The sequence below is a fragment of the Vibrio sp. 10N.286.49.C3 genome, from assembly GCF_041469545.1.
Taxonomy (GTDB): Bacteria; Pseudomonadota; Gammaproteobacteria; order Enterobacterales; family Vibrionaceae; genus Vibrio; species Vibrio tasmaniensis_A.
The window spans coordinates 1-12,839 of sequence record NZ_JBFRKT010000058.1; the positions used below are offsets into that span (position 1 = coordinate 1).

Sequence of the window (12,839 nt, forward strand, 5' to 3'; positions counted from 1 at the left end):
CTTAAGTGAACGGCATTACCTCTATAGGGCGTTTTTTGTTTCTCAAAATGGGAATCAAAACAAAACACCAATGAATAGCTATTTGGAGCATAGGGCTTGGGTTAATCGAAAGGCTGTAGACAAGCAAAACGCCAAGCAAATGTTGGCGTTTAGTGCTAGGAAGCAAAAAAGATAAGAAGAAGCTACGAGGCTAGCAAATTAAAAATGCCTTTGAGGCTCACTAGCCCATTTTAGGTATCACCGTTATCACAGGGACACCTAAGATCTCTTCGATTTCGTCTTTACGCTTGATTGAAGAGTCAAACAGCTCGAACAATACCGCCAGACCAATGCCCAATCCGATGCCCGCAACAAATCCAGCCAGAATAAAGATAAAAGTCGGCATGTTAGATTTCATGCTAGGCGTGAAAGGCAAATCGATAATCTTCACACGTTTGTTTTGCTCGAATACACCAAGCGAACCCGTTAGCTGAGCCATTTCATAACGCTCTGTCAGTTCATCATATAGTTGACGCTTGATTTCAACTTGACGTTTAAGGCGGTACATCTCTTTGGCATTTTCACCGAAGTTATTCGCCTTATGTTCTAATTCGAAAATCATAGTACGAAGGCTTTTGGTCTCTTCAGTTAAAGACTCAAAGCGAGCTCGAACCAGTTGTAGGCTGTGTAATTGAGTGACCAGAAGAGGTTGGGTATCAGAAAGCTTGTTCAGTGTCGTGCTACTTGCGATGTCCCAAAGTTGGTCGCTGTTCATCGTTGGCTGGGTAACCTCGAGCAAACTTTTTCGCTCATTTTCAAGCCTGTCTAATTCACGGACTTTAGCTTGTACGGCACTGTGTTTATTTGTGTATTTGGCTTGCAGCAAAGTCAGCTCACTGCGAATGTCGATGATCTGGTCTTCGATTCGACCTATCACAGGGTTAGTTTTAGAAAGTTGCTGGTCAATTGACCCTAAACTTTTTTCAACACCCGATAATTCCGCCTCTTTTTCTGCCAGTGTTTGTTTAAGTGACGCTAAGCGATTCAAGCTTTGGCTTTGCACTTCTGGCGTCGATTGGACGTTTTCGTTCATGTATGCGGCTAGCGCTTCTTCTGCCTCTTCAAGTTCCGCGCTACGTTTGTCTATATGGATTTTCAAGAAATTACTTGAGTCCTCAATTGACGAACGTTCCGGCGCGAGCAACTGTTCAATAAAATGTTCACTCACCGCTCGAAGCGTTTGTTCCATTCCATTTGGAGTGTTCGACGTTAAGCTTATCTTTAGAAAGTCTTTTCCAAGTTGAGTCACTGATAAACGCTGAGACAAGTCAGTAATGATCTCTTGTTTCTCAACCTCAGGCATATCTGGTGTGGTTAATTGCAGTTCATCAGCGACCGAGTAAAGAACATGTCGACTGTGAAGCAATGTTCTCAATGCGTTAAGTCGATCTTTGAGCATGGTAGAGACGGCGATGTCTTCCAAAAATGGATTCATCTTGGCTGTTTCTTGAATCAACATACTGGTATGCGCGTCATATTTAGTCGGGGCCAACTTGCTCACACCAAAGCCAACAAAGGGCAAAATAAAGATTGGTAGAACAATAACGTAGCGTTGGCGCCACATGGCATTTAGGATGACTAGTAAGCGCAACTTAAGATTATTCATAAAAGCTCCAACATCCAATGTACGAAGTTACCACGGTTCTGCCAGCTCTCTTGTTCGACGACAGAGATAGGTGAATTGCTCAGCTGGCGTGCATGATCAAGCGCCCAAATCATTTGGTTTACACTACCAACTGTGGTGACATGTTCTTGATATGGCTTTAATGCTGGGAATTGAGTTGTGATAATTGGCGTGCCGGCCGCAAGGTACTCCATTAGTTTGAGTGGGCTACAAGCTCGGATCTGCTCGTTATCAACAAACGGCAACAAGCTCACATCCCAGTGTTGAGAATAGCTTGGCAGCGTATAGTGCGGACGTGGGCCAAGGTAATGTACGTTACTCAACTCAGGCAGCATGATCGTATCAAGCTCATTTGGGCCAATGAATACAAAGTCCCATTCCGGCATTGCTGTCGCGACATGATCAATCATTTCATAATCAAGCCACTTAGAAAGGCTGCCATAAAAACCAGCAATAGGGCGGTGGTTGCTTGGTAAATCTTTTGCTCTTGGTGCAGGTGTAGAAAATAGCCCGACATCGACACCATGTGGTAAGAGCTGAGCTTTCTCGCTAGGGAATTTGTCCATCAACTTTTCACTAGCAGCGAAGATCAAATCTGATTTTTCAATGAGTTCTAATTCATGCTTTGCGACCGTCTTGTGGTCTACGCCCGCAAGTGCACTAAAGTCATCCCCGCAGTAATAAACAACCGCTGACTCGCCTAAGTGTCCGCACAGATCAACAGCAGTCGGAAGAGAACTCCATAGGATAGGCGCGTTAAGATTAAGCTCGGCAATCACTGGTTTTAGTTGGTGCAACATCATTTGCTGAGCCAACTTTCTAGAAAATTTAGAAGCAGGCGCAGGGATTGTCTTTAAGTTAACGATAGTAATGTTGTCGTGTCCCTCAGAGTCGAGCATGTTTTGAGTAACGGCTTTGGTTTTGCCAAACAACTTGTTGAACGCTCGGGTGGCATCTTTAGCGGACAGCTTCGGTTGTCTTAGGCCAATTGAGTTGACCCACAAGACTTTGTGTTGCTTAGCAAGATGACGAACTAAATGTTGAGTTGATGACGGTAGGCCGCCAAAGTCTTCACCAAATACGATTAAATCACGCATGGTCACCTCCATGAGTCTCTAACGAATCGAACACATCGGACTCTGTCACTTCAACGGATTTAATCTGTCCGACTACTCGAGCTGGGTTACCACCTGCGATTGCAAAGGCAGGAATATTCTTTGTTACCACGCTTCCTGCGGCTATCACCGCACCTTCGCCGATAGTTACGCCACCTTTAACCGTCACATTCGTGCCTAGCCAAACATCGGGTTCAAGAATGATGTCGCCGATTTGCTGAGGGTCATCACCTTCACCTTGCGCTCGACGTTTTGCATCTAGCGGGTGACCAGAGTATCCAAATAGAAACGCGCCGCCAGCGATTCGTACGTTGTCAGAGATAACGACTTTACCGCCAACAGCGATAGTCGACTGCCAACCGATGTCAACGTTGTTGCCAATCGACAATAATGGGTGTTCCAAGCCTTCAAGTGGTTGAGTACAACCTGAGAATGTCGTGTGGCCAGAGATACGGCAGTTATCGCCAATCGAAATTTGCACCGGACCGCTGACGAAAGGCAGACCACCATACAAATACAGGCGCTTGCCACATTGAGCCACACGACCTTTGAAAGCCGGTGTCCAGTAGAAGAATCTCGTCAAGCCAGAAAACAAATTTACCACTAGCTTGTGCGCTTGATAGAGGCAACGATTAAGTATTTGAGGGGTAGGTAGCTCTGCGCTTCTGATGTCTTTCAAAATGAAAAACACATTTCTAATTCGAGAATTAGGATGAAACTTAAGCCAATGTTTGAATTGATGTATAGATACTGACGTCATAATGAAAATCCTCTATTTTGTTATATAGAAGTACTTTCATATACTGTGCCATTTAATAAATATAATATTTTCAATGGGTTAAAATGTGGGTTTTAGGTTTTCTCATTTTGACAGGCAGTTTGAGATACGTTAGAGACGCAAACTGTGAGCGCTGCGAGGATATAAATCGGCCAATTGAAGCCTTGAGTCAAAAACGTACCCGACACGATTGTTCCAATCAGACCTGCATAGATCGCATAGGCGACCGCATTTAGTTCAGGTGCGATTTCTGTAGTTGAGTTTTTTAATCTGGTGAGTGTGGATCGGGAGGTTTTGATCAAAGAAACGATAAGGCAGACAAAAATGATAAGACCAATGAAGCCAGTCTCTGCTAACACACCAAACCACGTACTGTGCACGGCGTGATTCAGTCCGTCCCAATGCGAACTGTAAAAGAAGTAGTTCGAGAAGAAGTTGTTCAACCCTACGCCAGTCAGTGGATTCTCAACCGCCATTTTTACTGCCGCTTCCCAGGCATATATTCGACCCATTGCAGATTCATCGATACCTTGTTCAGCGGCACCACCAGAAGCTCTGTCTGAGATCCCAGCAACTAAATAGAGCGCCACGGCCGCGATGGTTCCTACGGAGATTAACAGGACTTTAGAACGAACTAGTTTCCACGCAAAAATACCAATCACCGCAATACAACCCAGTAATCCGCCACGGCTTTGAGTCGCAATAATGGCGGCGAGCAGTAACAAACAGACTAACCCACTGATTAAACGTTTGGACCGTGAAATGCCAGATGTGGTGGCTTGGCTTATCGTAAAGGCAAGGGGGAACATCAGTACCAGTGCTAAGTCGTTCGGGTCACCTAACATAGAGCCAAAATCGCGCCCAATAGTTACGCGCGAGCCTTCAACAAGCCCAATACCATTTACTGAGTTGTACACGGCAATAAAACTGACTAAAGCGCCTGCGTAGATAATCGTCATCGCGGTTTTTGCAAGATTTTCCGTGGTGTTTACTAACCAAGTAATCGCCAGCGTCATGACGATTATTTTCCAATAAACACCTTTGAATTCTGCAAATGCTATGGGCCTGTTAGACGCGAAGATAATACCAATGAAAACCAATACCCAAAATATGGCGAGCCAATTTAAACAAGGGTGCCAGAAGATTTTTAGCTCTTTACTGATTAGTGCATGCCAGATCAGAGCGGACAGGGCACCTAATGAAAGCATCAGCGGTATTTTTAACGAATAGAGTTGAGGTATGGCTTCGTGAATTCGGAAAAATGAAAAGACAACGAACAGTAGCACTAGCCAGAATGTCTTGTTTAACACGAATAACCCAGCTAATGGCACAAGAGCGAGCGCGACAATGACAGCAGGGTGAGGCACAAAGTACCAAACAATACCAAGCCCAACACACAAGGTGCTGATAGTGATGATGACTGGCAATCTATTGGCTTCAGGGTTGACCATTGTGACCTCTATTCGCAAATAAACTCTTCATGACTCGCTCGCAATCTTTTGAGACGTAGTTACACCTGATGTTAAATATTGCAAAGCGAGTGCCAGTTATGCATTTTGTTTAACTAACTGATTTAGTGTTGGATTATTAAGTGAGGGCTTAGCCTTGAGGTGAGATTTGTCATTTTGAGAATCAGTATAAAACTGACTAGAACGGCTAAATTATCAAGCTAAATTAACCAGTTATCGACTAAGGCTAGGATTAACGATCGAGTTGGTAGATTTTCAACAACTTCGGGACAACAGCTTGTGGCGAATATTGGTTTTTGACGGTTTCTATCGCGTTACTTCTGAGAGAGTCACGTTGTTCAATCGACAATGACATCCACAAAGATAAAAACTGTTCTAGCTCGGCCTCAGAATTTGCGAGGTAGCCATTAACTTGGTGCTCGATGAGTTTAGGCAAGTTACCAACTGAGGTGGCGAGGACAGGAATGCCGCGAATCATGGATTCTAATGCCGCCATAGGTAAGCCTTCAAAGCGGGAAGGGATGATTAACAAATCGATTTGGCTCCAAACGTCGTCCATATTGGTTTGATGCCCATGAAAGGTAACATTATCAGGCTGCGATTTAACTAACGCTTCCATTTCTGGCCCGTCACCAAAAAGCTCAAACCGAACATCAGGAAACGGTTTGGCTAATGCGACAAATCGATCTGGCGCTTTTTCGTGGCTTAATCGTCCCACAAAGCCAACATGGAATGGGCTTGATGAAGGGGACTTTGTTAATCCGGTTGGGACTTTAACAAAGTTATTCAATTGATGGGTTTTACTCGGTACTTTCGCTTTAATCTTCTCACTGACCACGAGCGACTGATCAGAAAGAAAGCTGCTGTAACGGTCGAGCCAGTCATAAAGCCATACTTTGCCAGTTGGGGTTTCACCTGCGTGATAAGTGGTGATTTGCTTTGTGTTGTTGAAACCAGATGGGAGCTTGATTAACTTGCTGACCAAACTGGCTTTATAACCATGAGCATGGATAAGTCTTGGCTGATAATGTTGAACGGCACGTTTAAGCTGTGTCGCGCTATTACTACTTGAATCTGCAGAACATGAGGCTAAATCAGAGAGGTAATTATAAGGGATGTTCAGTGCATCTAACTTTTCAACGATGATCGCTTCAGGATTAAACTTAGTCAAAAGAACGATGCGGACAACCTCTGAATACTGAGCGCTTTCCGATATCAGGCCTTGTGCTAATTCTAAAACATGCGTTTCTATGCCTCCAAAAGTTTGGCTGTCGATCAACAGCCAAATCTCATGAAGGTTTACGTCGAGTACACCTTGGTTAGGCTTGATTGTACTCATCTTCCGATTCCCAAGCCTGTTTCTTACGATAAACAGTAGAAGGGCTAAGTTCTAACAGCACGGCAGCGTTTAACACATTCCCATCGCAATGATTGATGGCATGTTGAATAGCTTCTCGCTCTATTTGCCACATTGGACGAATAGCACCTTCGCTTGTTGTAAATGCGGGCGTCATCGGATCGTTGTTAGCGGGGACAACTGAGGATTGCTCCAACTCTTCCGGTGTAATAGGTGGCAACTTAGCTTCTGGTGCTTCCACAACAGCAGCTTGGGGCGCAGCTACTCGAATCGGTGTCACTGATTTCGTGGCTGGAGCTGCGTCTACTTTATTAATCGGAGGCGGTAACATGTCTTTGGTCACGCTCGTTTCATTGTTCAACACCACGATGTTACGGATGATGTTTTGCAACTGACGTACGTTGCCTGGCCACGCATAACGTTTAAGTAGATTCTGCGTTTCTTTGTCTATTGATTTGAACTTCTTCTTGTCTTGCTTCGCGTACAGCTTCAAGAAGTGATTAGACAGGGTGACAATGTCACTTCCTCGTTCACGAAGCGGTGGCATCTCGATAGGCACAACGTGAACACGATAGTAAAGGTCTTCTCTAAAGCGTCCTTTTTCTACCTCAACCAGTGGATCGCGGTTGGTCGCACAGATAATTCTGACATCCACTTTAATCTCGCGGTTGCCACCGAGTGGGGTAAACGTACCGGTTTGCAAAAATCGTAGGAGCTTCTTCTGCATCTCCAGTTCCATTTCACAAAGCTCATCGAGAAATAGGGTGCCGCCATGCGCTTGCATTGCGGCACCTTTACGGTCGGTTGTCGCACCGGTAAATGCACCTTTAACGTGACCGAAGATTTCGCTCTCCATTAGGTCTCGAGGGATAGCACCACAGTTAATAGCAACGAAGGGCTTACCGTTGCGCTGGCTCTCTTGGTGAATCGCTTCCGCACAGACTTCTTTACCCGTACCACTTTCACCGTTAATAAACACGCTGGCCGTAGTTGGTGCTACCGAATCGATGATTTTGTAAACCGCTTGCATAGGTAGGCAAGAGCCGATGAAATTATGAAAGCGGTCACGATCGAACTTGCTTTGCATGTCATCGACAAGGTTCTCTAGCTTAGCTCTTTTTAGATGTAAGCGAACAGAAGTCTTGAGTCGATCGGCTTGAATGGGCTTCTCTAAGAAGTCTTCCGCACCGCGCTGGATGAGATCTACAGCAATGTTTACTGAGCCATGTGCTGTCGCGATAATGACGGCGGTCGGTATTTCGTTCGTACTAATCCAATCTAAGACTTCTTCCCCTGGCATGTCGGGCAACTTAAGGTCAAGAATAACAAGCTGTGGAGAGTGCCTTTCAATGAAGGTCTTAGCTTCCGCGCCGGTTTCGACGTGGAAGATATCGTAGGGCTCGTCTTTTACGTACTGCTTGTAGAGTACGGCGAGTGAGGTGGAGTCTTCAACTAACAATACCTTAGGGCGCATTGTGTATTCCTTTTGAAACTTTATCCTAACCAATCAATAACATAGTGATATCGAACCATCAATACGAGTCTTGTGTATTTGTTATCTACCGCATGCAATCTTTTAAGGCGCGGTGTGTATAATTTCCCACATTGCTACTCATACTGGTTCGCATCTTTATGGCGACTATATTAATAACGACTATGTTGAGTTTTTATCTGATACTTATATGAACATCCAAAGTTAACTGAAGCCTGCCTGTTTCCTGTCAAGCAAGGCTTTGATTGAACGCTCTGCGAGTTCTAGTAATTCGTCAACTTGCAGAAATGCCGCATCGTGACTCTGTTCTAAACATTGCTTCTCTAAAGCGCGAGCCAACTCACCCAAAGGGCGATTACCTAATGATAGCGCCGTGCTGCCAAGAGTGTGGACCTCAAACTCAAGTGTTTGAGCGTCGTGCTGAGCGACAGCCTCTTTTATGGCGACCAACCGTGTTTGTGATTCTTCGACATAATGGTCGATCAAGATCGGGATAATATCCGCACTTGTATCTCGAATCATTTGCTCTAGAACGCTTTCATCAACAAGCTCGCTAACTTCTTGTGAGTTTAGATGTGCAGCTGTGTCTGACGCTAAAGTGGAATTCATCAAACTAAGTCCTTTTGTTGAGCGTAATATCCGTGAGTATAAGGGGCTGTTGACCTTTCGTGGTTAAGTTTTGTTCGAGATAAAATCGTTTTAGGTGCGGCGAAGAGTATGTAGCCTAGTCATTCTAAGCAAATATTCTTCAACAAAGCATAAAACGATTTTAGCCGAACCCTTCGGGCAGCCCTTGTGGTTCATTTCTACTGCGTTAGAGACTTTTCATGTAGGCCAGCTACACTTCAAAGCCTCTTCCTTGTATTAATTTTCCACAAGATGCTGCAAAACACAGCTCGAAAGGTCAACAGCCCCTATTAAGTTTTAGTCATTTTCTAGAATAATTTCAACTGCTTGCCTTATAAACAAAGCAATTAATTGCCTTCTCGCCCGAATTGCCACTATGTTTGTGACAAACCTAACGAACTGATTTAATTTTGTTTTCTCTTATGAAATATAAACTTAGGCACCTATTAGCCTGGGTACTAGTAAGCTTAAAGGGGAGAGTGCAGGACAAAGCGAGGCCGATACACATAAAAAAGACCACTGCAGTTACTAACAACAGTGGTCTTAGAGCAGGTTAACTCGCTTGGGCTAAGCTAAGTAGCTATAACCCACATCCCTATAACCCAAATAGCGATAATTTAAACAGCCGTGCTTTAAATATCGAAAAGTAGAACTACGAAGCTTTATCAATCTTTGGCTTTGGGTCGGTTTCTACTTCTTCCTCGCTACTTTCAGAGAAGATATCAGCAACAGCGCTTCTCTCTAGTTCACCTTTTAGGTTACCGTCCTCATCAACAACCGGAAGAGAATAGTCACAAGACATAGTGTCTGGTAGCACTTCTTCAATCACCGCATCAGGCAAAATGGCTGGAACTTCTTCGTATATCTCTTCACTGAAGTCATGCACCGATGAATCTTCAACTGCATCCTGTAGGCTCTCTTGTGTGACTAGACCTTGATAGCCTTCATCCGTTACGTGATAAGCGTAGTCATTTTTCAGCATCTTCATTTGTGCCAAAGCACCTTCAATCGTTTCAGATGTGATTCGATAGAGAGGGGGCTGCATAACGGTTTCAACGGTCAATGCACGAGCACGGTTTACGTCTTTAACGAATGCCTCTACATAGTCATCGGCTGGATTCAGCAGAATCTCATGTGGTGTACCTTGTTGTACCAACTCGCCATCTTTCAAAATTGCGATTCGGTCGCCGAGACGAAGTGCTTCATCCAAATCGTGGGTGATGAAAACAATCGTCTTATGAAGCTTCTCTTGCAGTTCAATGAGTTGATCTTGCATTTCACTTCGAATCAAAGGATCGAGCGCTGAAAACGCTTCATCCATTAATAAGATTTCAGCATTAGTACACAGAGCTCGAGAAAGACCAACACGTTGTTGTTGACCGCCAGAAAGCTGGGCAGGGTACTGCTTGCCGTAACCTTTCAACCCCACCGTTTCTAACCACTCATTGGCTTTCGCTAAACGGTCTTCTTTTTTGATACCTTGTACTTCCAAACCGTACGCAACGTTTTCTACCACGGTGCGATGAGGCATTAAGCCAAAGCGTTGGAATACCATCGACATTTTATGACGACGGAACTCTTCTAATTGCTTGGTATTGAGGCTCATCACATCGATGCCTTCAACCATGATTTTACCTTGAGTCGGATCTATCAAACGGTTGAAGTGGCGAATCAAAGTCGACTTCCCTGAACCAGAAAGCCCCATGATAACGAAGATTTCGCCACGGTTAATCTCAAGGTTAATCTCTTTCAAACCAACGGTATGACCCGTGTCAGCAAGAATCTGGTCTTTGTGTTCGCCGTTCTGAACTCGGTTCATAACAGACATCGGTTTCGGTCCAAACACTTTGTATAGGCCACTAATCTCAATCAATGGTTTAGTCATGCTTGAATCCTCCTAAATGCGCATTGGTTCTTCTTGCGTACGCCTGCGAAGCGCGGTCAAAAAGGATTGCTAGGGCAACAATGGCGAAACCATTCATCAAGCCTAATGTGAAGTATTGGTTGGTAATGGATTTAAGAACCGGTTGTCCTAAGCCTTTAACACCAATCATTGATGCGATCACAACCATAGACAGTGCCATCATGATGGTTTGGTTGATACCCGCCATGATCGTTGGCATCGCTAACGGTAGTTGAACACCCCATAAACGTTGCTTTTTGCTCGCACCAAAAGCGGTAGCCGCTTCCAATACTTCTTTGTCGACTAAGCGTATGCCTAGGTTGGTTAAACGAATCACAGGTGGAATCGCGTAGATAACCACGGCGATTAGCCCTGGAATCTTACCGATGCCGAGTAGCATTACCACTGGGATCAAGTAAACGAATGCCGGCATGGTTTGCATGATATCAAGCATCGGCGTAACGATAGATTGCGCTCGATTCGAACGAGCCATCGCAATGCCAATCGGAATGCCTAAGAATATCGAAACCAAGGTACACACAGTGATGATACTAAGCGTACGCATGGTGTCTTCCCACATACCAAAGTAACCAATAAGGAGCAGGGAAGCGACACAACCTAAAGCCAGTTTCCAAGAGCGACTCGCGGCGTAGACAAGGCTTGTACAAACAGCGAGGACTATAATCCAAGGGGTTGAGATAAGAAGTTTTTCAAACCAAACCAGGAATGAAAGAAGAGGGTCAAATAGAGATTCAATCATTTCACCGTATTCACGAGAGAATTCACGGTATGCGCCATCTAGCGTCTTTTTTATGGTTCGTAAATCAGCGCGTTCCATCTCTGGAAAGGTTGATAACCAATTGGTGTCAGCCATTTTATATCCTTATAGTTCGGCGCCACTTGTTCATACGATGAGGTAATCGCCTATGAAAAGGGCTCCGAATCATGAATAACATCAAGTATAGCGACGTTATTTCCGTATTATTGTTGAAGCGTAATTGCTTGTTGTTAAACCAAGCTTTTACAGTTCGGCTTCAACTTTCTTAGCCACTTCTTCAGAAACCCATGGGTGCCATACTTCTGGGAATTCACTCAAGAAATGCAAGCTCGCTTCTTCACCATCGGCTTGATTGTCTTCCATCCAAGCAAGCAGCGAGTTCATTTTGTCGTTTGTGAAACCACGTTTAGTGAAGTAGTCATAAGCTTCAGGAGCACGTGACGCAAAACTCTCAGTGGTGATAGTGTGAACGGGTGAAGGCGGGTACATGGTCGCTTTAGGTGAATCACAGTCTTCTTTGGTGGTACAAGTTAAGAACTCTTGTTCATTAACACCACTACCAAAGTCAACTTTAACCATGTCGTATTTGCCTAGAACGGCAGTTGGCGCCCAGTAGTAACCAAACCAAGCTTCTTCGCGCTCATAAGCTTTTGCGATAGAGCCAGATAAGCCGGCACTCGAGCCTGGATCAACAATCGTGAAACCACTGTCTTCCAGCTCAAGAGCGTTAAACAAGTTTCCGGCACTGATCTGACAGTTCCAGCCTGCTGGGCAACTGTAAAATGCTGATGTATCTGGGTCTTCAGGGTGCTTAAATAAGCTAGCGTTTTTACGTACACCTTCGATGGTTGCCATCTCTGGGTATTGTTTAACTAAGTAAGCTGGAACCCAAAAGCCTTCTTCACCGCCATTCACAAGTGCTTTACCTGCATAGCGAAGACGTTTTTCTTGGACACCCTTGTCCAATGCGTCTTTTAAGCTGTTGCTCCAAAGTTCAGGTGCAACATCAGGCTGGCCTTTTTCAATCATGGATGTGCCTGTTGGCATGGTGTCGCCAGGGATAAGTTCGGCATCACACCCATAACCATGTTCTAGGATGAATTGGTCGATATTGGCGATCAGTGTTGCAGAGTTCCAGTTCATATCTGCGATTGTTACGCTGCCACATTCTCCAGCGTTAGCATTACCGCTGGCTGCTGCTACTAACAAAAATACGGAGCTTAACTTGTATTTCATATTGAGTTTCCTTTCTCTTTAATAATACAACTAAGGTAACCAAGGTAAATTGATTATCTAAATTGCTCGATGGTGATCCTTTCCGTGTATTTGAACCATTTGAGCAGAAGGAGGGATGGGTGAAGTGTGAATAGATAAACGTGCAAAGTCAGTGAAGTGTGATTTGCCAATTCATCCACTGTGTTTCAACAGCCATCGGATAACTTTGTCAAACTATTACAAATTCGTCAAAAACCACCTCTATTTATAATCTTAGGGAATAATCGTACGAATTCCATCTTTGATGCGATTTACATGGCACTTTAACCGTCTGTGTCACATTACCGATAAAGTTAGGCATGGGCGGTTGATTTTTGAAGGGTTTTAAAAGGTGGTAAGACCATGTCTGAAGTGCGTAAAATGCGCTGAATGGTTTTTAAAA

General features: G+C 44.5%; 10 protein-coding genes. All 10 read right to left on the reverse strand.

Features of this window, described 5'->3' with window-relative positions; all coding sequences use genetic code 11:
* Positions 1–220: 220 nt before the first annotated feature.
* Positions 221–1,645 carry a Wzz/FepE/Etk N-terminal domain-containing protein gene (locus AB4180_RS20690; RefSeq protein WP_012603971.1) on the reverse strand — a complete coding sequence of 475 codons (1,425 nt, stop codon included), beginning with the start codon at positions 1,643–1,645 and terminating at the stop codon, positions 221–223.
* Positions 1,642–2,760, reverse strand: a complete 1,119-nt coding sequence (locus AB4180_RS20695; RefSeq protein ID WP_102249953.1) for a glycosyltransferase — start codon at positions 2,758–2,760, stop codon at positions 1,642–1,644. The genes AB4180_RS20690 and AB4180_RS20695 overlap by 4 nt, the downstream gene beginning before the upstream one ends.
* Complete coding sequence (locus AB4180_RS20700; protein WP_102249952.1) at positions 2,753–3,538, reverse strand: DapH/DapD/GlmU-related protein; 786 nt, start codon at positions 3,536–3,538, stop codon at positions 2,753–2,755. Before AB4180_RS20700 ends, AB4180_RS20695 begins: the two co-directional genes overlap by 8 nt.
* A gap of 92 nt (positions 3,539–3,630) precedes the next feature.
* On the reverse strand, positions 3,631–5,007 hold the full coding sequence (locus AB4180_RS20705) for an O-antigen ligase (RefSeq protein ID WP_102249951.1): 1,377 nt from the start codon (positions 5,005–5,007) through the stop codon (positions 3,631–3,633).
* A 250-nt stretch (positions 5,008–5,257) separates the two neighbouring features.
* On the reverse strand, positions 5,258–6,364 hold the full coding sequence (locus AB4180_RS20710) for a glycosyltransferase family 4 protein (RefSeq protein WP_102249950.1): 1,107 nt from the start codon (positions 6,362–6,364) through the stop codon (positions 5,258–5,260).
* Positions 6,345–7,856, reverse strand: coding sequence for a sigma-54 dependent transcriptional regulator (locus AB4180_RS20715; protein WP_102249949.1), 1,512 nt, complete (start codon positions 7,854–7,856; stop codon positions 6,345–6,347). Before AB4180_RS20715 ends, AB4180_RS20710 begins: the two co-directional genes overlap by 20 nt.
* 222 nt (positions 7,857–8,078) lie before the next feature.
* Positions 8,079–8,483: an Hpt domain-containing protein gene (locus AB4180_RS20720; RefSeq protein WP_009846763.1), complete on the reverse strand. Its 405-nt coding sequence runs from the start codon at positions 8,481–8,483 to the stop codon at positions 8,079–8,081.
* Positions 8,484–9,153: 670 nt separating this feature from the next.
* A complete protein-coding gene (locus tag AB4180_RS20725; RefSeq protein WP_009846762.1) occupies positions 9,154–10,386 on the reverse strand; it encodes a glycine betaine/L-proline ABC transporter ATP-binding protein in 1,233 nt (410 codons plus the stop codon).
* The gene (locus AB4180_RS20730; protein WP_102249948.1) at positions 10,379–11,278 is read right to left on the reverse strand and encodes a proline/glycine betaine ABC transporter permease; all 900 of its coding nucleotides are present in this window, start codon (positions 11,276–11,278) and stop codon (positions 10,379–10,381) included. The genes AB4180_RS20725 and AB4180_RS20730 overlap by 8 nt, the downstream gene beginning before the upstream one ends.
* 147 nt (positions 11,279–11,425) lie before the next feature.
* On the reverse strand, positions 11,426–12,418 hold the full coding sequence (locus AB4180_RS20735; protein WP_009846760.1) for an ABC transporter substrate-binding protein: 993 nt from the start codon (positions 12,416–12,418) through the stop codon (positions 11,426–11,428).
* Positions 12,419–12,839: the final 421 nt, after the last annotated feature.

What these genes read in the sequence shown, in the direction of transcription:
- AB4180_RS20690 (WP_012603971.1), bottom strand. Translation starts at nt 1,645, where the DNA reads ATGAATAATCTTAAGTTGCGCTTACTAGTCATCCTAAATGCCATGTGG.
- AB4180_RS20695 (WP_102249953.1), bottom strand. Translation starts at nt 2,760, where the DNA reads ATGCGTGATTTAATCGTATTTGGTGAAGACTTTGGCGGCCTACCGTCA.
- AB4180_RS20700 (WP_102249952.1), bottom strand. Translation starts at nt 3,538, where the DNA reads ATGACGTCAGTATCTATACATCAATTCAAACATTGGCTTAAGTTTCAT.
- AB4180_RS20705 (WP_102249951.1), bottom strand. Translation starts at nt 5,007, where the DNA reads ATGGTCAACCCTGAAGCCAATAGATTGCCAGTCATCATCACTATCAGC.
- AB4180_RS20710 (WP_102249950.1), bottom strand. Translation starts at nt 6,364, where the DNA reads ATGAGTACAATCAAGCCTAACCAAGGTGTACTCGACGTAAACCTTCAT.
- AB4180_RS20715 (WP_102249949.1), bottom strand. Translation starts at nt 7,856, where the DNA reads ATGCGCCCTAAGGTATTGTTAGTTGAAGACTCCACCTCACTCGCCGTA.
- AB4180_RS20720 (WP_009846763.1), bottom strand. Translation starts at nt 8,483, where the DNA reads ATGAATTCCACTTTAGCGTCAGACACAGCTGCACATCTAAACTCACAA.
- AB4180_RS20725 (WP_009846762.1), bottom strand. Translation starts at nt 10,386, where the DNA reads ATGACTAAACCATTGATTGAGATTAGTGGCCTATACAAAGTGTTTGGA.
- AB4180_RS20730 (WP_102249948.1), bottom strand. Translation starts at nt 11,278, where the DNA reads ATGGCTGACACCAATTGGTTATCAACCTTTCCAGAGATGGAACGCGCT.
- AB4180_RS20735 (WP_009846760.1), bottom strand. Translation starts at nt 12,418, where the DNA reads ATGAAATACAAGTTAAGCTCCGTATTTTTGTTAGTAGCAGCAGCCAGC.